This is a genomic window from Rhodococcus sp. AQ5-07 (assembly GCF_009707305.1).
Classification (GTDB): Bacteria; Actinomycetota; Actinomycetes; order Mycobacteriales; family Mycobacteriaceae; genus Rhodococcus_F; species Rhodococcus_F erythropolis.
In genome coordinates this window covers 5455566-5474538 of sequence record NZ_CP046099.1, presented here as the reverse complement: position 1 = coordinate 5474538, position 18973 = coordinate 5455566, and the positions used below count along the sequence as shown (strand labels likewise).

Here is an 18973-nt window from a genome sequence, read left to right as displayed (position 1 = left end):
CTACGGCTGGAAGAGATTCCGGACGAACGAGAGGCTTTCGGGGAGCGCTGCCCGCATCGTCTCGATATGACCGGTCGGATATGTTCGGAATGTAACTGGCTGGCGGTTGGCGGCGAGTTCGGCCGCGAGTTTCAAAGCCAGCGGTGCCGGCACCATCTCGTCCGTCAGCCCCTGCCCGAGGAACACTGGCTGGTCGTACCCGGTCGTCGGGATCTCCAGCATGCCGCGAGCAGCAGCCAGCACCGCGGGATCGTCGAGGGGCCGGTTCACCAGATCGCCGATCGTGACGTCGCCGAGGCCCGATGCCATGTCCTGGTAGCAGTCGGATTCGGCTCGGGCCAGGGCATCCGTGCCGCGTGGTGTCAGGTAGCGATCGATGTCGAGATCGGGTCGCGCCGCCCGGAGTCCGGCCAAGAGGTACGAGACGAACACGGTGCTGCCGGTCAGTGGCAAGCGGGGAAAGTCCGGCCCCACGAGTGGTGCAAGGTTCTCCAGATTGGACGGCGCCCCGGTCGCGACCGCGCCCCGGTAGTCCAATTCGGGTGCGTACCGTGTGGCGATCGCTGCCGTGACCATAGCGGCCTGCCCGCCCTGAGACTGTCCGAGTGCCAACCACCGCGGTGAGAGCGACGGTTCGACCGCACGCGCGGCACGCACCATGTCGATCACGCTGTGCGCCGCCGACGGTCCGTCCAGGTACGCGTGGATTCCCGGCGTGCCGAGCCCCACGTAGTCGGTCGCGACGATCGCGTAGCCCTGCGAGAGCCAGTTCGTGAGGTACGGACTGCCGACGGTCCCGGTCACGGTGGGAGCGCACTGGTCGGAAATACCTACAGTGCCGTGAGCCCACGAGATGACCGGCCAGCCACCTTCGGGTGGATCGCCGGGGGGCAGGAAGAGCGCGCCCGTACTCAACGCGGGCTGGTTCAGCGGTCCTGTGGACCAGTACGTGAGCTTTGATGCGTTGGCGGCGCCGGGAATCCAGAAGGAGTGCGGCAGGGAAGTTGCCGCGGTCACTGTGCCCGGCGCCGTGATTGGCGCCGGTTCCTGCGCGTGGACGGGCGCGGTCGAGACGGCCGCGGAGGCGAGTGCGATCACCATCAATGCTTGGCCGAGCCGTCGTCGGATCATCGCATCGCTCCCGTGGTTCGTCGGTGTCTGCGCCGACTTCCATTCTGCGCGAACCGGAGGTGCCGGTATACCGGTTCGACCATCTTCGGGTGCCGCTCCTGCAGTCGAGGGGCCAGCGGACCGTGCACGACGAAGAACTTAGAGCCGAGGTCAGCCGTGTGCGTACCGAGAATTATTCGGTCTACGGCGCACACAAGGTGTGGCTGGAAATGCGTAGTGAGGGCATTGATGTGGCACGGTGCACGATTGATGGTTGCCTTCGGGCTCGAATGCGCACGAAGAGGCATGCCCAAGGGCTACCTCGAGCATGATCGGTCCGTCGACGTTGAGCCAGTGAGGTGGGACTTTGATGCGAGGGTGCTCGAGGCTGCGGTTGGCGAGCGCTTCGCGGCGTTCGAGGCAGGGCAGGTGGTCGTCGACGTGCCGTCGATGTCGAGCTACCTACCGATTCGTTCGACGCGCCACGGGGGGATATCCCGCCGCGGCCTGACCTTGATCGCACGAAATTTGTATCCGTCCTGGTCGATGACCGGCTCCCATTCGAAGTCGACCTGCTCTCCGACGACGAGAGCGCTGATCCCTCCGCCGATGCTGAAACTGTCGCCCGGCCGAGCGTTGATGACTTCGTCGGGGTGTAGGGCGCTGTAGAAGGTCCAACAACCGCCCGGAGTGTCCGCGGAGTCGATGACTCCCCAGCCTTCCTCACCATTCCACGTGGTGACGACACCGATCGCTGGGGTGCCGATCGGGGGCGCGATCGTATCGTCGAGGTCGGTGATGTCTAGATCGGTGACCTCGTGAACGGTGCCGTCGGGATCGATATCCCAAGCCCTGAAACCGGGCGGTCCCGGCGGCGTGTGGTCCTCGCCGACTGGCCACGCCTGCACGGTGTGAAAGTCGTAACCGTCTGCCGCCTCGTCGAGTTGATTCCACTCGAACTCGACTTCCTGACCTTCGACCAAACCCGGGAACCCGTGGACCACTACAGATGTCCATGAGGTCCAGCTACCGCCCGGAGTGTCTGCGGAGTCGATCACGCCCTGCATACCCCCCCACGTCCCAACTACGTACCACTCCTCGGCTCGTCATGACCTCAGTATGTCCAAGACCACGGTGGCTAATGAGCGGAACCCGAAAGCCTGTCCAGAACGGGCGGAACTGGGGTAACGAATCTGTGGGGCACTTGATCACCTATGCAACCCGGGACCAAAATTGTTTTCCTGCGACACTTCTGAATTTCTTAACGCGGTTCTTTTCGGGAAGTTCGAGAGGGTGATCACGTTGGGTATAAGCATTTTTTCGATGCACGCGATCATCGAAAAATCCGAACGCGTGAACGACCAGAAAGGCGAATAGACATTCACCAACAAAGGCCCGAGGCCGTGGCGAGCATGTTGACCACGACCAGTGTCGACGATACGACCGACAGTGTCGCGAGCACGGCCGCAGTCACGGTGTGGAGACGAAGCGCGCAGACGACGAATGCCCCAGACCATACGGACAACGTCGCGATCACCAGCCATCCGCCACCGGCCATGTCGCGTTCCGCAGGTCCGTCACAGCTCGTGTCGATTGAATCCCACAGACCGAACAACACCAAGGCCGCCGCCACGAGCGTCCAGACCAATGCAAGGAACAACACGCCGATCTTCCGCCAGATGGTCACATCCTGAGCCTGCACGCGCAGCGACACCCGCGAATCCGTACAACTACTCAACGTCGACCGCGGAACTGGTCTCTGCGCACTTTTTCGCAGCGAGCGCCCTATTAACGACCTTGGTGTTCGTTTTGAGCTTGCTGGTGATGGCGATGGTTGCGCTGTCGACGTTCGCAGGGAAGATCCCGACGAGGTTTTCGATGATCCGTGCTTGCAGTGTGAGGTCTCGTTGCACGGCGAAAGAAGGTCCGAAGGCGCCGGTGGCGATCGCGAGCCCGAGCGAGCAAAGCGCCTAGCTGGATACGGGCCGACCAGAGAAGAAGGTCAGTCACGATCGGGTCTTTTCCTTCCAAGGGGTCCCGGTCTGGAGCCTCGCCGGTTGTCGCCGGTGGGGCTCCTGCGTTGTGTGGGTCAGCTCGTTACGCCGCGTTAAGAACCTGAAAACTCGGTGAGCAAACCTTCCTTTCCCAGGTGAAGCGGCGGATTATCGAAATGGTCGCGCATCTGGTTACCGCGCGGCATGTCGAGCGCGCCTGAAGGCACAACGGGCCGGGAGGTTACATGCTGCTACATCAATCGATCGGGTTGGAGCGCTTCAACGAACTACCGCGACAGAAGGCGGTTCACGCATTGTTCGAGTGCTGCTGCTCTCTGACGTGGGCCGGGTGGGTCAGCGACGGACGTCCGTTCGCCGATCACGCGGAGATCCTCTCGCGCGCCGAGGACGCGATTCTCAACCTCTCGGACGTCGACGTCGAGCGAGCATTGCAATGCCATCCACCGGTCGGCGTCCGTAGGAACAGCGTGCCGTCCCACCTCGAGCAATGCTCGATCTGGGTTCCGGACGACGCCGTCATGGCAACCATCTATCGCGCCGGCGAGGAGTACGAGCGGAACTTCGGCTTCCGGTATCTGTGGTGTTCGCACGGCCACGACGCCGACGACCTGCTCGAGAACATCGGCCAGCGCATGTCCAACGAGAGGTCCGTCGAGCGCAAGGTCTGCGTCGACGAGCTCGCCAAGATCACGCGGACGAGGATCGAGCGCATGCTGGGACCCGAGGACGGTTATCCCGAGTACTGAAAAGAAAAGCGGGTGCAGCGCTTTCGCGCCGCACCCGCTTTCATGCTCTGAATCGATCAGAGATCGAACTCGGCCGGAGAGATTCCGACTGCAAAACACATGTCGCGTACGACGCCGCGCTCGTGCTCGTCGAAGTTGCCGTCCGCGCCGCCGATGATGATGCCGATCTGGATGACCGCGCGGGCCTGATCCTGCTTCGACTTGAGCTTGGCGATGGTCGCGGTTGCCTCGACCTTGCCGAACTCGTAGTCCGAGGACAGCTTGCTGCAGTACCAGTCGAACTGCTCACGAAGCTCGTCCGGCGGGAAGACCGCGAGCGACTCGTTGCTCATGATCAGCGCGGCGGTCTTCTGACGCTCCGACGGATCGATCGAACCGTCTGCGGCGGCGATCAACGCGCACATTGCCATGCTCGCGTTCTTGAATTCCTTGTTCTGGAACTGGCTGGTCTTTGTCTTGAGCTGGCCGTTCATCTCCTGAGCCTTAGCCTTCAACTGATCCCAGAATGCCATGAGTCTCCTCGAGTATTGCCGCCACACACCGCGCGTGGTCGTACCACCACTCTGCCTGTGCGCTCGGCAATCCGCCATCGGCCACTAGGTGCGGTCGAACACTGCCAGAATTCGCGACTCGGAGATCGGGTCGAGCACGTCCGGGGTGAAGTGCCATTGCGTGCGGGTCCACGGATCGTGAACCTCCGTCTGCCCTGCTGCCGAAAGATGTTGGCACCCCTCGGACAGTGCGGCGACGGATTCTTCCGCGAAGTTCGACTCGTCCTCTCCGACAATCAGTATGGACAAACCGATTGCCGGCCCGCGTTCGGCGAGGAACATGATGGTCTGTGCGTCTTCGGCGGAGTATCCGTGCGGGAAATCGCTGAGGATCAACAGGCGCAGGGAACTCGGGCCATCTGCGACACCGCTCATTCGCGCGAGTTCGCCCATGTCGACGGCCTCGGCCAGTGCCCGCAAGCGCGCCGAGATCTCGGTGTGAGCGGTGATGACCGGGCCCGCGAGCATCGGTGCCAGTCTGTCGGTCAGTGGCGTCAGCGAGCCGGTCAGGTCGACGACGTCGAGTAGCGGCATCGGGCCGGCGGCCATGACGCGCACGGTGACGGCGCTGATCAGTCCGAGCGCTGCTTTGCTCGACGTGCTGTCCACCCAGATCGGCCGGCGCAATGGCAACGGGACGCAGTAGGGAACGGTGAGCGTGCCGCGGTCCGGAGCCGACAGCTCGCCAAGACGCATACCGTCGCTGACGGCCGTGATCTGGGCCGGATCAGTTGTTCCCGCCCACGACACCGACTTCCACGACGCCATCGACCGTGGGAGCACGCCGTCGATCACACCGAGTTCGTGCGCAAGCTGAGCGCTGTCGCGGGCGTGATTGTCCCGCGCGAGTGAGACGAGGTCGTCGTGACGCTTCTGTGCGGCATCGCGCGCCGCCACTCCCGCTGCCGAGTTCCGCAACGACGGATCTGCGACGGCTGCGGTCAGATCCTCGTCCAAACGGGCAAGCGCGTACTCACTGCTGGAGACGAAGGAAGCGGCAGATCGGGAGGCGTCCTCGAAGATCATCCACGCACGCTCGAGGCCGCGGCCCACCTCCAACGGCTCCACCGCGGAGTCCCACGCGGGCGCGGCTGTCGGGGCTGGTTGTGCCGGCTCGTCGTCGACCTCGACGCCGTGCACCGAGATCAGTTCCGCCAGACCACCCGCATAGCCCTGCCCTACGGCCCGAATCTTCCAGGCACCGGACTTTCGGTACAGCTCCCAGCAGATGACCGCTGTCTCGGTGCCTGCGGTGGGGATCGCGAATTTGGCCAGGACCGAACCGGATTGATCGCTCAGGGTGGCGGAGAGCCCGGCCGTGCGAAAGGCTCCCGCGGCCGTCGCTGCCGGATCCACGCTGACGATGCACAACACTGCTGCGGCATCGGGGTGAAGTCGATCGAGTTCCACCCGGATGCCGCTCTGGTCGAGTTGCACTCCAGCGGTGGATGGTTGGTTGTAGAACACGAAGTCCTCGGACGTCAATGCCCGCAGGTTCGCGTCCGCTACCAGCGCCGACACGTCGAACGGCGTCTGGCTCTCGGCTCGAAACGTCACCACGGGCGCCTGCAGCGGCGCGTTCTGTCCGGGAACAAAAGTCATACCCACAGCAGCGAACTATGCCATGACCGGGCTCTCTCGGTCAGCCTTGCAGGTCCGCCACCACTAGATCGGCCACCGCGGTCATCCCGGCGTCCGTGAAGTGCAAGCGCTGCGCCGTCGACTCCGAGAACAGGCCTTCGAACCAACGCTGATCTGCACTCGCGCACGCATCGTGCCCGCCGGCGATGCTCGCTGCCGCAATGTCGACGGTACGGACACCGTGGGCGTGGGCGACCTCGTCGAACTTCGTGTTGTAGCGAGCGAAGTAGTCCATGAACCAGGATGCGTCGGCGTCTGAGAACGGGATGTTCGGCCAGCATCCGCGAGTGGAGATCATGCCGCCCTCTCCGATCAGGTAGATGCGAGCGTTAGGCGCGCGCTGCGTGACCGCGGTCAGGATGCGATCCAATTCTCCGGCAGCCCGGTCGATTCCGGACTGGGCGACGGAATTCGCGAGCGGGTCGTACCGGCATCCACGATCAGTTCCCGGTCCCGGAGCGACGCACAGGGGGCCGAGGAAGATGCTGTTGGAGTCGTTGCCGCCGATCGAGATGGTGATCAGGTCGGTGTCCGGGTGAACGGCATCGAGCTGGACGGGCCAGTAGTTCGGAATCATCTGTGGGGTGTCGATGATGTTCTCGGCGCGTGCCGCGCTGCAAGAGACGTCGGCGAACTCGGCCACGTCGAGCACCCGCGAGATCTTGCCCGCGAAGTTCTCGTACGAACGCGAGCAGGCGTCGGGGTACATCGGTTCCAGCCTTGGACCGGAGGCGCGGGAGTCACCGAGGGCGACGTACTTGATCCCGGTCTCGGAAAAACCTGCCGGCGGTGCCGACTGGGGCACCGAAGCCTGCGCGATTCCGGTGCTCACGAGCGCCAGCACAACGCCTGCGACGGCCGCCGCCCGACCGAGAAGTTTCCCTCGAGTGATCATCTACTGTGCCAAGTCCTCTCGCGCACGGCCGCTCGACTGACGGCTCGACATGCCGCATGAGGTTAACGCACGGAGGGGACAACGATGTCCGGTTCGGCGGACGGCGATCGAAACCACCTACCGCCGAACCGGATTCATCTCGACTATGCAGTCTCGACTCAAGCAGTGAGGAAACGTCCCAGCTGCGGCGCAGCTTCTCCTGCGTGCTTGGCCTGGATACCTTCACCGATGGCCTGCAGCTTCCATTCGCCGTTCGCGCGGTACACCTTTGCCATCACCATTCCGGTGAAAGCCATGCCGCCCTGGAGCGTGTATCGAGCGAGCTCAGAGTTGGTGGTGCTGTCCACGAGACGGCAGAAAGCGTTGGAGACCTGCTCGAACGTGTGTCCGCGGTACGAGGTCACGGTGAAGATCACGGTGGTCACGTGAGCCGGGACCCGCTGCAGATCGACGAGCATGACCTCGTCGTCACCATCTCCGTCGCCCGTCAGGTTGTCACCCATGTGACGGACCGAGCCGTCCTTGGACGTCAGCTGACCGTAGTAACAGACGTCGACGAGGTTGCCGTCGGCGTACAGGAGTGCCGAAGCGTCTAGGTCGACGTCGGCGGTACGGCTTCCGAACAGACCGCTCTTCTTGATCGGATCCCAACCCAGACCCATCTGGATCATGGTGAGCGCGACGCCGCCCTCCTTGCGGAGCGTGACCTTCTGGCCCTTGGTCAGGCTGACGGGGCGTCCCTTGACCAGGCTCACCTCGGGCTGCTGCGCCGGCGGCTGGTTCTGCACGGGAGGCGCCGGGGGTGCCTGGTTGTACGTCGGCTGCTGGTTATACGCAGGCTGCTGCGCCGGCGGGTAGGCCGGCGGCGTCGGTCCCTGGTTGTAGGCAGGCGGCTGGTTGTACGCGGGCGGGGCCGGCGGAACCGGCGGCGCATTGTACGAAGGCTGCTGCTGCGGCGGCTGGTTGTACGCCGGCGGAGTAGGAGCGACGGACGAGGGCGGGGTGATCGGAGCCGGAGCCGCGACCGGAGTGGGCGGCGGCGGCGGGGGCGCATCGTCGACGGACACACCGTGATCGGTGACCAGCGCGGCAAATCCACCCGCGTACCCCTGGCCGACGGCGCGCACCTTCCACGCACCCTGGCGTCGGTACACCTCGAGCGCGATGACGATGGACTCGGTGGTGAGACCGTCGATCACGTACTCGTACAACACGTTCCCGGCCGCGTCGGAGACCCGAGCGGTGGGTGCAGCGCTGCGCCCGAAGTTCGACGAAGCGTCGTCGAGCGTGATCACGGCGCGAACCTGCTCGATATCGGCAGGGACGCCGGCGAGCGAGACTCGGAGTGAGGCAATGCCACCCGGGTTGGGCACCAATTGCACGCCGGGTCCGGTCGGCTGGTTGAAGAAGACGAAGTCGGCGTCGGAACGAACTTTTCCGTTGCTCGTCACGAGGAGCGCAGACAGGTCAGCGGCTGCAGCCAGCTGAACCGACACAACTACATCCGAGACGTCCAGCGGGCCGTTCTGCCCTTTGGCAAGCGATACAGACAACTAAATCCCCTTCATAGAGAGCGTGTATTACCCGAGCGCGGAAGAGAACCACCGCAATATCTCCGCGCTCGCTGCGATACCGGACCTTTCTGTCACAGTAACGGTCGGCCGTTGCCAATTCAGTTCTTCCAGCTCACCGTGCCTCGGCCGGATCGCGAAATCGGAGTATTCGAGCATGTCCGCATCCAATGCGCCGTCACCTGCCGAGATCACGACTGCGGATTGATCCAGATCACCCGACTCGACCAGTCTGCGGCGCACCTCTGCCAGTGCGCGTGACTTCGACACGGCGTCGGGCATCGTGTAGATCTTCCGGCCTTGACGCGAAACGTTCCAGCCCCGCGTCACGCACCAGTGATTCCATTCGGTTTCGAATTCACTCGGCATCACGGCCAGATCGACGACCAGGTACGGAAACAGGTCGTCGGCAACACGAATGGAGCTGACCCAGCTCGAGTCGATCCGCGATTCCAGTTCGGCCTGAACCTGCGGCAACTCGGCGCCGGACTTGCTGGTCGAACGGTCGATCTCGTTTCGCCACTCGCGATCGGCTTCGCCGTCCACCAGGATGTTTCCGCCGTTGCTCGTAATGGCGTACTTCCACGGCCCGCCGGGAAGATCGATCCGCTGGAACTGTGCGATGGTCCTGGTGGTTGTCGGAATCACCGGAACCCGCGAGCTCAGCGCGGTCAGCAGTTCGATCGATTCGACGCTCATGTGTGAGAGCGGACCGCCGTTGTAGTACTCGACGCACAACGGGCTCGGCGCCGAATCCAGGTCGGAGCCACTGGGATCGCCGCCGATCGCGGCCTGCGAATAGATCATCGTGCGGTCCAGATCCGTAGCGATCAGGACCTGGGACGCAGCGGTGTCCGCACGGCTCACGTGATGTCCTTGATCAGCCCGACACACGAGTAGGCGAGGTCGGGTACCACCTCGACCGGAACCCCGCGGGCCTGCGCCAACAACCGAATGTGTGCATGCTCCGGGGCGTCGAGTTCACGCACCAGAACCTTCCAGGGGAGCCGGCGCAGCAACACCCTGGTTGTTTCTCCGACACCGGGTTTGACGAAGTTGACCGTCGAGATCCCGTACTCGGCTTGCACCTTCTCCACCGACTCCCAGCCGGCCCAGGTTGGCGTCCGATCGGAATCGAGCACTGCGGCAAGAGAATCCGCTGCGCCGCCGCGAACGGAGTCGAACTCGGCCGAGACCACGTCGAGCAACCGATTGGAGACGTCGACGTCGGCGAGGTCGGCGTAAAACTTGGCGCCGTGGAAATCGCCGGGCCCGATGAGGGTGTCATTGAGGACTGTTCGTGAGACCAAGCCGGACACCGTCGAATTGAGGCACGCCGACGCGATCAGGAAGTCGTCGCGGGTTCCGTACGTTCGCACGCAGTGTCCGGGGTCGGCGAGAACAGCCAGATCGGAGTCGAACTTCGCTCCGCCTGCCTCGTGGTACTCCGTCAACGCTGTGTCGAGTTCGCGGGCGATGGCGCCCTTGCCCGTCCAGCCGTCGACGAAGACGACGTTCTCCGAGTCGTGATGGTGCGCAAGATAATCGAGTGCGACGGAATCGATTCCTTTGCCACGGACGATGGACACCGCGTAGTGCGGCAACGTCAACCCGCGGGTCTGCTGGGCCCAGCGCCGCATCAGAATCCCGATCGGTGTTCCGGCCCGGGCGAGTGAGACCAGCGTGATGTCACTCCCCCGCTCGGCCAAGACCAGGTCCATCACGGTCCCGACAGCGCGCGCCAACCGTGGAGCGCTCTCGGCGAGCACCGTCTCGAAAAGATCCCGGTATGCCTGATCGGGTTGGTACTCGATGGGGAGAGACTCGGCATAGTGCGCCTCACCCGACTGAATACGCTTCTCGCGCACGGATACATCCGCTTCGAGATCCACGTGCGAGAGATCCTTGAGCAGCCACTTCACTTCGCCCGGCGCGTACGAACCGAATTCGGGCCCGACCAATGGTTCGTTCATGACGAGCCTCCTGCTCTGGATTCTCGCAGCGCCGACGGATCGGCCCCGCGAACGGTGGCAACCAGGACGTCGGTGCCGGAGTTCCGCAACACCTCGATCACCCCGTCCATCGCCGTCAACCGATCGGTATCGGCGGGCTCGTCCACGACGAGCAAGGCAAGGGCGTCGACCGCCGTGTCAGGCCACTGCGCGTTGTAGACGTATCGGGGTTCGTTCTCGCCCAGTTCCGGTGCCGGAAAGGTGAACCCGCGACGCAGCGGGTATCCCGGCACGTCGACGACGTAGGCGGGTGAACGCGTCGTGGTCTGGTACCGAACCGCTCGCCCAGAGCTTTCCAAGCCCGCGGCGATGCGCAGTGGCAGGTACATCAACTCCTCGTGACCGATCACGATCACAGCACGCGACGCGTCGATCGACGATCCGAGAATGGACACCGCTGCCTCGACAGCGGACTCGAATGCCGCGATGTCGCCATCGAGAAAACCGTGCCGGCCTCCGTCGGGGACTTGCGCGGGCCACGGCAGATCCATCCGAGACAGCGTGCCGCGGCGATCACCGATCGGGTTGAGATCCGGAGCATCCAGCGCCGTGACGCGCTCGGTCAGGCCGTCGGGCAGGACCGTCGAACCCGAAGCGAGAGAGACGTAGTCGATTCGTACACCCAGTTCCGTGGCCGCGGCTTCGCTGGCGGCTCGGTGTTCCTCGGTTCTCATGTCCACCAGCGAGGCCACGACATAGCGGCTGCGCGGGCATTGCCCGTGCAGTGCCCGGATGGCATCGATCGCGGTGGCGCCGGTGGAGATCTCGTCGTCGACGAGGACCAGTGGCAGGTCGTTCTCGAACAGCTCGGCTGACGTCGGCTGCATCAGATGGCTCGTGGCGTGCGAGTGTCCCTCCTCGAACCCGGCGAGCGTCGTAGCCCCGGGTACGTCGCGACGAGTCGAGTGCAGGTAGCAGTGAGCGCGCAGACGGGCCGCAACGCAATGACCCAAACCTGTTGCGGTTTCGGCAAACCCGAGCACGACGACGTCGACACCCTCACCGAGGGTTGTCCGCACCAGATCGCCGAGGTCGTCGGCAGCACCGATGACCACGGACGGCTCGGTGGGCACGTGCTTTCCCAGCACGGTGGACACCAGCAGGTGAGCGCGACGCGGATTCCGCCGAAGGCCCGGGATCACCAGATCGGGCACCGAATGCCCGAGCGACGAATCGCCGTGAACGAGGTCCAAGCCGAATTCTGCTGTAGCCCAGGGAACGTCCCGGGACTGGACAACCTCTGTCATCGATCGACCAACGCCGTCAGCAACTCGACAAACGTGATCCCCTTGTTGGTCACACCGAACACGTGAGCGCGGAGCGCAGTCTGATGGGCCCAATTGCGATGCGGCTTCATCTCGTTCATCTTGTTCCGGTAGCCGGAGGCCTGCACTCCCCCGGCATCGGCACCGAGAATGTCGAGGGCATCGTGATATTCCTCGTGCGTGACCGCGGACAGTGCATTGACCGCCGCGACGTGCGACGGGTGGATGACCGTCTTGCCCTGGATTCCGTTGGCGCGGTCCAGCGCGATCTCACGGAGCAGACCGTCGAGGTCGCGGCTGACGAGATGCTGACGGAACCGGACGGCGTCGTGTTCCTCGAACGGGGTGGCGCGCAGCATCGGCCGGAACATGCGTTCGTGATCGGCGAAGTACTCCCACACCGGCCCGGTGATGACAAAACCCGAACCGTCGGCGCGGCCGAGGTAGTTGACGATGTCGGCGATGACGTCGACAACCACGCGCACGTCGTAGATGGTCAGATCGCGGTCGCGGCGGATACCGAAGGTGCTGCACATGTCGGTGGCGCCGATGCGGACGGCAAGGATGCGCTCGCGGTGTTGCGCGAGAATCCCACTGATGGTGCGCAATTCGAGATCACGTGTATCGCGGTGAACCAGCGCGGGTGATTCGAGTACCGGCATCGCGTAGAGATGCTTACCCAGCAGCTCGGATGCGTCCGCGACGGCGTCGAGAAACACGGGGCCAGACTCGCTGCCGAACTTCGGGATGACGAACCCGGTGAGCGCGGCGCGCCCCTCGGTCAACGACGCGGCGACCTTGTGGATGTCCGCGACTTCACGAACCCGCACGAACAGCAGCATGCCGACGGCGTCGGTGGACGCGATCTTGTCGAGAGCGTCAACCGCGTTTGCCCGCGCCGATTCGACCTCGTGATCAGCGACGGCGTCCTCGAGATCGAGCACCATCGAGCTGACGCCCTCGGACGCACGCTTGACCACGATGTCGGCCAACCCGGCTCGGGTGGCAGGAACGTAGAGAGTTGCACCCAGAGCAATCGCGAGCAGATCCCTCTCGTCGGAATCCGCGAACGATCGAGGCGCATGCAGGAACAGTTGCTCCCGCACGTCATCCTCGAGATGTTGAAAGTGCTGCATTTCTCTTCTCTCTGTAACCGCAATCAAGTCCATGAAACGACCCCCTGTGACAACGCGTCGAGCAACTCCGATCCCCCGATCGGCCCGACCATTCAGTTTTTGCCGGCTCGCGCCCGCATCTTCTCGACAACTTCGGTGATGAACGTCGATACCGAGTCCAGCTGTAATACATACGACCAGTAGTCCGGATGAGTTCCCGACAGTGACGCACTCGCTCGCTCGATCCTTGCTAGTTGAGCATCGAGTACGGAGCCCCACTCCGCCACCAACCCTTGGTTAACAGCGAACATCTGGGCGTCTTTCAGCCGGAAACGAACCTCACGTTCCTTTTGGCTCGGATCTGCCCGAACTGCACGCAGAGTAGCGAGACGGTCCGTCACGGCATCGGCGCACGCTTCGGCGTCGGCGAGGTGAACACGTGCTTCGGCCATCAAAGCCAGTGCATGTTCGGGGTTTCCCGCAGCCAGCGACTGCTTCGCTTCCTTGAGATCGATGTCGGCCTGATCGATATGCGCTCGACTGCGACTGCTGTTGTCGACGAGGTCAGCGGAACTCGCGGCGTTGAACTCGCGCAGCAGTGCGGAGTACGCCGGGTCGAGGCGGTCCACTCGAGTGCGCACTGCCGACAACCTGGTCGAGACCGAGGAGATCGTCATCTCGGCACGGTGCTGGGTCGACGGGGCTTCTGCCAATGCTTCCTCGAGCGCCGATACCGCTTCGCGGACACTCTCGGCCCGCGTGCGGACTGCGTCGGCGCGACCGGATGAGCGCGCGTTGTCGAGCGCTGCAACCGCGTCGTCGAGGTGTTCGGAGGCCGTCACCACCGACGGGTACTCGCGATAGCGCTGATCGGTGGCAGCCAGTTTTTCCCGGACGGCGTTTGCCAGGGTTCGGGCCTGTTGGCCGAGGACGGGAATGGCGGACATCGTGACCGTCGCCTGCTCGAGGTGCGCACGATGCCCGTTGTAGAAGGCGTCGACGCCCTTCGCCGCCTCGACGAGTTCGGCTACCGACTTTTCGAACGCCGCCCGAGCACCGTTCGGGTTCTGGTGGAGTACCTGATCGTTGCCATAGCGCTCGGAGGTGTCGAGGTAGTCCGACGCAGCCTGGAAGCACCGATCCCGAACGGGTTCCCACGCAGCGCGCAACCCTCGCTCGGGATACAGCTCGGCGGAAGCGTCGACTGCTGCCGACGCGATGGTCTGCCGCTTGTCCATGTCGAGGAACGCCGAAACCATGGCCGTCTGCGCCTCCCGCGCACGACTGACCGACTCCCCCACTCTTGCCCCCCGATTGAAGCGCTCCGACCATCTTCCCACCACGATTGAATCCTACGGGTCCAGCACTTCGCTTCTCGGTTCGTAATTCTGCTGTTACGGCGAACACACCGGAACTGCGGTTAGGGTGGTGGAGGTAAACACACTCCCAAGACGACTTCGCGTCGTAGTGGGCCTTGTCTCTCCTCTTGAAAGGACCCCTGAATGGGCGTCAGCTTGACCAAAGGCGGCAATGTCTCTCTCACGAAGGAGGCCCCGAACCTGACTGCAGTGGTCGTCGGCCTGGGCTGGGACGCGCGTTCCACCACCGGCGCTGCTTTCGACCTCGACGCCAGCGCAATCGGCGCAGGCTCGAACAAGAAGGTCCTCTCCGACCAGCACTTCATCTTCTTCAACAACCTCCGCTCGCCCGACGGCTCGATCGAGCACAAGGGTGACAACACGGACGGCGAAGGCGAAGGCGACGACGAGCAGATCGACGTGAACCTCGCTGCGGTTCCCGCCGAGATCGAAAGCGTTGTCTTCCCCGTCTCGATCTACGACGCCGAGGCTCGCTCGCAGTCCTTCGGCCAGGTCCGCAACGCGTACATCCGCGTCGTCGACAAGGCGAACGGCAACGAGCTCGCTCGCTACGACCTCTCCGAGGACGCTTCCACCGAAACCGCCATGGTCTTCGGTGAGCTGTACCGCAACGGTGCAGAGTGGAAGTTCCGCGCAATCGGCCAGGGTTACGCATCCGGCCTGTCCGGCATCGCGCGCGATTACGGCGTCAACGTCTGATCTTCGCTCTCGACGAGCTGACTCGGGGAAGGTTCCGCAGTAGTCTGTGGAACCCTCCCCGTTTTCACGTTCGGATGCGGTGAGAGACCGCTTGCAGTAACCACTCTGCATTGACCAACTAGAAAGGGCCACGCTCCGTGGTACTGCGAATATTCGGTTTATCCATCGCGATCTCCATCATCGCGATGATCGTCGCGTTCATCTACGGCGGACCCGAGGCACTGTTCCTCGTCATCATCCTGTCGATTCTGGAAATCTCGCTTTCCTTCGACAACGCCGTCATCAATGCCACCGTTCTGCGAAGAATGAGTGACTTCTGGCAGAAGATCTTCCTCACCATCGGCATTGTCATCGCCGTCTTCGGTATGCGTCTGGTGTTCCCGCTCGTGATCGTCTGGGCTGCTTCCGGGCTCGGACCTGTAGCTGCGCTCGACCTCGCGCTCAACCCGCCTGCAGACGACGCCGCTTACTTCGCCAACGGCGAGCCGAGCTACGAAACCATCCTCACCGACGCTCACCCGCAGATCGCTGCCTTCGGTGGCATGTTCTTGCTGATGCTCTTCCTCGGCTTCATCTTCGAAGAGCGTGAGATTACCTGGCTGTCCTGGCTGGAGAAGCCCCTCGCTCGCATCGGCAAGCTCGATCAGCTCTCCGTCGTCGTAGCCGGCATCGTCCTGGTTCTCAGTGGTTCTTTCCTCGCTGCTGACGACAAGGTCTCCACCGTCATGATCTCGGGCGTTCTGGGCATGATCACCTACATCGCGGTCAACGGATTGGGTGAACTGTTCAACTTGCCGGAAGAAGGCGAAGAAGAGGAGACCACCAAGTCCGGTGGTCCCACCGAATTCGCGAAGGCAACCGGCAAGGCCGGCTTCTTCCTGTTCCTCTACCTCGAGGTCCTCGACGCGTCCTTCTCCTTCGACGGCGTCATCGGCGCATTCGCCATCACCGCAGACCCGATCATCATCGCCCTCGGCCTCGGCTTCGTCGGCGCGATGTTCGTCCGTTCCATCACGGTCTTCCTGGTCCGCAAGGGCACGCTCTCCGATTACGTCTACCTCGAGCACGGTGCGCACTGGGCCATCGGTGCTCTGGCCGTCATCTTGATGGTGTCCATCGGCGTTCACATCAACGAGATCATCACCGGCCTGGTCGGTGTCTTCTTGATCGGCGCTGCTTTCATCAGCAGCCTCATTCGCAACAAGCGAATCGCGAACGCAGATCCGAAGTTGGACGAGAACACTCCGGCAACTGTCTGACGTTCTTTCTCGAAACGCCCGCGACCAATTGGTTGCGGGCGTTTTGTTTGTAATGCCTGAATTGAAACTCTCTGCATTCACAGCCGCGCGCCAATTGTTCAGCCGCGCGTCAAATTCAGCCTGCGGGTGAACAATTGCCCTGCGGGTGCGAAACCGCACAAATCTCGACCCACCCCGGCACAATCAAGAGGCGAAATCCGATTGTGCACAGTGATGAGGGGGAAAGTCGTGGAAGACCAGTTTCTGTCCAAAGGCCAGAACATCGAGCTCCCCGACGAACTCGATCAGATCGACATCGTGATCACCTGGGACAATACGGAATTCGGTGTCGATGCCTCGGCATTGCTTCTGGGTGCTGACGGAAAAGTCAGGTCCGACGCGGACTTCGTCTTCTACAACCAACAGGAATCTGCTGACGGCTCGGTTCGCTATCTCGGCCGCCGCGAAGCCGAATCCGGCCCGCACGAGCGCCTCCTCGTCCACCTCGCTGCTGTACCCGAACAGGTCGATGCGATCGCGTTGGTAGGCAGCGTCGACTCCGGCTCTTTCGGAGACCTCGGCAAACTTGCGCTCCAACTGGTCGATTCCGGCGGCTCTCCTATCGCCGAATACGTCACCGCGGACGCATCCACCGAAACCGCCTTCGTCTTCGGTCAGGTCTATCGGCGCAACGGGAAGTGGAAACTTCGCGCCATCGGCCAAGGTTGGGCTTCAGGACTCGCCGGGCTCGCCGAAGACTTCGGAGTCGACGTGAGCGAGGATGCCCCCGTCGAGGAACCGTCGTCACCTGAGCTGGAGACACCCCAACCGATATCGGAATCCGATCCACCAGTCACCGAACCCACGACGCCACCAAAGCCCGCACGGCAGCGCGGGGTTCGTACAGCGAAGCCCGTGCCCAAGAAGGCTCCACTACCCGAATTCAAGCACGCCGAGTCCGAGACCTGGCAACCTGCACGACTCTTCTCGGTGATCGGCGTCGGAACCGGCGAGGAACAAGAACGACGCACGACGTCGGCATTGGTTTCCACGATGCAAGCGGTTCCATTGTTTGCGCGGGCGGTTTCGTCCCGCGTGGGCGCACCGGCCGGCTCGTTCGAGGGCTATGTCGAAGTTCCCTACGTCAAAGGTGAATCTCGGGTGATCCCGGATGCGGTGTGGCGCATCGCCCGCGGAAGCCGGCTCTGGACCGGCTTGCTCGAAGCAAAGACTGGAGCAGGCACCCATACCCGAGCGCAGCTCGAAAACTATCTCGACGTCGCCAAGAAGAACAAGTACGACGTCGTGATCAGCCTGTCCAACGACTTGCCTGCCGGCGCCGGCGAATTACCCGTCGAGGTAGACAAGCGCAAGCTCACCAAAGTTGCGCTGCGGCATCTGTCTTGGGCAGAAGTCATCCACGAGGCCCGGATGGTGCTCTCGCACGGCGGAATCGACAATCCTCTGCAAGGTTGGATTCTCAGCGAATTTCTCCGGTACATCGAACATCCCAAGTCAGGGGCCGAGGAGTTCGTCGACATGGGTCGTCACTGGGTATCGATACGCGATTCCGTCAGCGCCGGGACTCTACGTCCTGGAGATCCGAAGGCAGCGGCGGTCGCTCAGTCGTGGATCGCGCTCGCACGAAATCTTGCGCTGCGGTTCACAGCTGATCTCGGTGTCATCGTCAAACATGTGTTGCCCCGCCGGGTAGTCAACGACGCGGAAGCGCGTACCGCGCTGACGGTCAATGAATTGGCGAACGACGGCACCTTCAGCGCCACCCTCCGGATCCCCGACGCAGCCGGAGAGTTACGGGTTACCGCTGATTTGAGAACCAACAAAGTGAGCTGCAGTACAACGGTTTCCGCTCCTGACGAAGGTACCGCGGGAAAACGGGTTACTTGGGCTTTGCGTCAATTGAAAAATGCACCCGAGGACTTGTTGGTCGAAGCGTTGTTCACCGGCCCTGCCGCGTCGACATGCGAGATTCTTACATCGGCCCGAGCAACACCGCGTCTACTGACGGACGGGCAAGGCGGTCAACTCACTTCATTCGTGCTGACACAGTCCTTCCCCCTCGGCAGCAAGCGTGCGGGCACTGCTGCAAGTTTCATCAGCAGCGTCACAAGTTCAGCCGAGGTGTTCTATTCCGAAGTCGTTCAACCACTCCGGGAATGGGTCCCCGCCGCACCTAAAGCGTCCGATCTCCCTCGTGAAGAACAAGTCGATAACGAAGACTGAAATTGAACGAGATAGTCATAGAGCGCGCAACGGACGTGGACGCCGCGGAAATCCTTGTTCTACAACGCTGTTGCTGGGTCTCGGAAGCAATCTCGAACAACAGCATGGACATACCCCCGCTCCACGAGGACCTACCCACGGTCCGAGCCTGGGTTCAGGAGTCGACTGTCTGGACCGCACGACGCGGCGGCCGACTCGTCGGGGCCGTCCGCGGCACAGCCGACGGAACCGCATGGCAGATAGGGCGCCTCATGGTGGCACCGGACTTGGCGGGCAACGGCCTCGGCCGACGCCTCTTGCAGCACGTGGAACAGAACGCTCCGGAGCACACCACAAGTTTCGAGCTGTTCACCGGAAGCAAGAGCGTGCGGAACATTCGCCTGTACACCCGAGCGGGCTACTCCCAATTGCCGCCGGACCCCAGCCACATCCCCGGAGTCGTCTACCTGTCCAAGCCGAACGCCATCAACTCCGAGTGAACGGCGATACTGA

The 18973-nt window shown here is 63.0% G+C and carries 18 protein-coding genes; 6 read left to right on the top strand and 12 right to left on the bottom strand.

Annotated elements, in window-relative coordinates; genetic code table 11:
- Entirely contained in the window at positions 1–1131 is a 1131-nt protein-coding gene (locus GJB56_RS25460) for a lipase family protein (RefSeq protein ID WP_092765451.1), read from the bottom strand.
- On the opposite strand from GJB56_RS25460, the gene GJB56_RS32135 reads away from it, so the two are divergent.
- Positions 1104–1442 (top strand): IS3 family transposase, encoded by a 339-nt coding sequence (locus GJB56_RS32135; protein WP_397510834.1) that lies wholly within the window; start codon positions 1104–1106, stop codon positions 1440–1442. The genes GJB56_RS25460 and GJB56_RS32135 overlap by 28 nt on opposite strands.
- Before the next feature lie 126 nt (positions 1443–1568).
- On the opposite strand, the gene GJB56_RS31725 is transcribed toward GJB56_RS32135, so the two are convergent.
- Complete coding sequence (locus GJB56_RS31725; RefSeq protein ID WP_230091236.1) at positions 1569–2168, bottom strand: hypothetical protein; 600 nt, start codon at positions 2166–2168, stop codon at positions 1569–1571.
- A gap of 323 nt (positions 2169–2491) precedes the next feature.
- On the bottom strand, positions 2492–2797 hold the full coding sequence (locus GJB56_RS25450) for a hypothetical protein (RefSeq protein WP_154606703.1): 306 nt from the start codon (positions 2795–2797) through the stop codon (positions 2492–2494).
- 552 nt (positions 2798–3349) lie between these two features.
- Between GJB56_RS25450 and GJB56_RS25440 the strand changes: the two genes are divergently transcribed.
- Positions 3350–3871: a 2-oxo-4-hydroxy-4-carboxy-5-ureidoimidazoline decarboxylase gene (locus tag GJB56_RS25440; RefSeq protein ID WP_003941084.1), complete on the top strand. Its 522-nt coding sequence runs from the start codon at positions 3350–3352 to the stop codon at positions 3869–3871.
- 56 nt (positions 3872–3927) lie between these two features.
- Here GJB56_RS25440 and GJB56_RS25435 read toward each other — a convergent pair whose 3' ends face one another.
- From GJB56_RS25435 to GJB56_RS25395, 9 genes are all read right to left on the bottom strand, one after another.
- Entirely contained in the window at positions 3928–4383 is a 456-nt protein-coding gene (locus tag GJB56_RS25435; protein ID WP_003941110.1) for a tellurite resistance TerB family protein, read from the bottom strand.
- Positions 4384–4467: 84 nt separating this feature from the next.
- Entirely contained in the window at positions 4468–6024 is a 1557-nt protein-coding gene (locus GJB56_RS25430) for a TerD family protein (protein WP_113682053.1), read from the bottom strand.
- A gap of 40 nt (positions 6025–6064) precedes the next feature.
- Positions 6065–6958 (bottom strand): SGNH/GDSL hydrolase family protein, encoded by an 894-nt coding sequence (locus GJB56_RS25425; RefSeq protein ID WP_113682052.1) that lies wholly within the window; start codon positions 6956–6958, stop codon positions 6065–6067.
- 158 nt (positions 6959–7116) lie between these two features.
- Positions 7117–8511, bottom strand: coding sequence for a TerD family protein (locus GJB56_RS25420; RefSeq protein ID WP_113682051.1), 1395 nt, complete (start codon positions 8509–8511; stop codon positions 7117–7119).
- Positions 8512–8538: 27 nt separating this feature from the next.
- Positions 8539–9396 carry a hypothetical protein gene (locus GJB56_RS25415; protein WP_019746738.1) on the bottom strand — a complete coding sequence of 286 codons (858 nt, stop codon included), beginning with the start codon at positions 9394–9396 and terminating at the stop codon, positions 8539–8541.
- Positions 9393–10502, bottom strand: coding sequence for a cysteine protease StiP family protein (locus GJB56_RS25410; RefSeq protein WP_113682050.1), 1110 nt, complete (start codon positions 10500–10502; stop codon positions 9393–9395). Before GJB56_RS25410 ends, GJB56_RS25415 begins: the two co-directional genes overlap by 4 nt.
- Positions 10499–11788, bottom strand: coding sequence for a phosphoribosyltransferase family protein (locus GJB56_RS25405; protein WP_113682049.1), 1290 nt, complete (start codon positions 11786–11788; stop codon positions 10499–10501). Before GJB56_RS25405 ends, GJB56_RS25410 begins: the two co-directional genes overlap by 4 nt.
- Positions 11785–12942 (bottom strand): HpcH/HpaI aldolase/citrate lyase family protein, encoded by a 1158-nt coding sequence (locus GJB56_RS25400; RefSeq protein ID WP_021342746.1) that lies wholly within the window; start codon positions 12940–12942, stop codon positions 11785–11787. The genes GJB56_RS25405 and GJB56_RS25400 overlap by 4 nt, the downstream gene beginning before the upstream one ends.
- A 92-nt stretch (positions 12943–13034) precedes the next feature.
- On the bottom strand, positions 13035–14180 hold the full coding sequence (locus GJB56_RS25395; RefSeq protein WP_007727045.1) for a hypothetical protein: 1146 nt from the start codon (positions 14178–14180) through the stop codon (positions 13035–13037).
- Between the two features lie 243 nt (positions 14181–14423).
- Between GJB56_RS25395 and GJB56_RS25390 the strand changes: the two genes are divergently transcribed.
- The 4 genes from GJB56_RS25390 to GJB56_RS25375 all read left to right on the top strand — a co-directional run bounded on the left by GJB56_RS25390 (position 14424) and on the right by GJB56_RS25375 (position 18960).
- Entirely contained in the window at positions 14424–14999 is a 576-nt protein-coding gene (locus GJB56_RS25390; RefSeq protein WP_020906049.1) for a TerD family protein, read from the top strand.
- 137 nt (positions 15000–15136) lie between these two features.
- Complete coding sequence (locus GJB56_RS25385; RefSeq protein ID WP_020906048.1) at positions 15137–16258, top strand: DUF475 domain-containing protein; 1122 nt, start codon at positions 15137–15139, stop codon at positions 16256–16258.
- A 228-nt stretch (positions 16259–16486) separates the two neighbouring features.
- Positions 16487–18481, top strand: coding sequence for a TerD family protein (locus GJB56_RS25380; protein WP_113682048.1), 1995 nt, complete (start codon positions 16487–16489; stop codon positions 18479–18481).
- A 104-nt stretch (positions 18482–18585) separates the two neighbouring features.
- Entirely contained in the window at positions 18586–18960 is a 375-nt protein-coding gene (locus GJB56_RS25375) for a GNAT family N-acetyltransferase (RefSeq protein WP_230091072.1), read from the top strand.
- Positions 18961–18973 lie beyond the last annotated feature (13 nt).

What these genes read in the sequence shown, in the direction of transcription:
- GJB56_RS32135 (WP_397510834.1), top strand. Translation starts at nt 1,104, where the DNA reads ATGCTTGGCCGAGCCGTCGTCGGATCATCGCATCGCTCCCGTGGTTCG.
- GJB56_RS25460 (WP_092765451.1), bottom strand. Translation starts at nt 1,131, where the DNA reads ATGATCCGACGACGGCTCGGCCAAGCATTGATGGTGATCGCACTCGCC.
- GJB56_RS25440 (WP_003941084.1), top strand. Translation starts at nt 3,350, where the DNA reads ATGCTGCTACATCAATCGATCGGGTTGGAGCGCTTCAACGAACTACCG.
- GJB56_RS25435 (WP_003941110.1), bottom strand. Translation starts at nt 4,383, where the DNA reads ATGGCATTCTGGGATCAGTTGAAGGCTAAGGCTCAGGAGATGAACGGC.
- GJB56_RS25430 (WP_113682053.1), bottom strand. Translation starts at nt 6,024, where the DNA reads ATGACTTTTGTTCCCGGACAGAACGCGCCGCTGCAGGCGCCCGTGGTG.
- GJB56_RS25425 (WP_113682052.1), bottom strand. Translation starts at nt 6,958, where the DNA reads ATGATCACTCGAGGGAAACTTCTCGGTCGGGCGGCGGCCGTCGCAGGC.
- GJB56_RS25410 (WP_113682050.1), bottom strand. Translation starts at nt 10,502, where the DNA reads ATGAACGAACCATTGGTCGGGCCCGAATTCGGTTCGTACGCGCCGGGC.
- GJB56_RS25405 (WP_113682049.1), bottom strand. Translation starts at nt 11,788, where the DNA reads ATGACAGAGGTTGTCCAGTCCCGGGACGTTCCCTGGGCTACAGCAGAA.
- GJB56_RS25400 (WP_021342746.1), bottom strand. Translation starts at nt 12,942, where the DNA reads ATGCAGCACTTTCAACATCTCGAGGATGACGTGCGGGAGCAACTGTTC.
- GJB56_RS25395 (WP_007727045.1), bottom strand. Translation starts at nt 14,180, where the DNA reads ATGGTTTCGGCGTTCCTCGACATGGACAAGCGGCAGACCATCGCGTCG.
- GJB56_RS25390 (WP_020906049.1), top strand. Translation starts at nt 14,424, where the DNA reads ATGGGCGTCAGCTTGACCAAAGGCGGCAATGTCTCTCTCACGAAGGAG.
- GJB56_RS25375 (WP_230091072.1), top strand. Translation starts at nt 18,586, where the DNA reads ATGGACATACCCCCGCTCCACGAGGACCTACCCACGGTCCGAGCCTGG.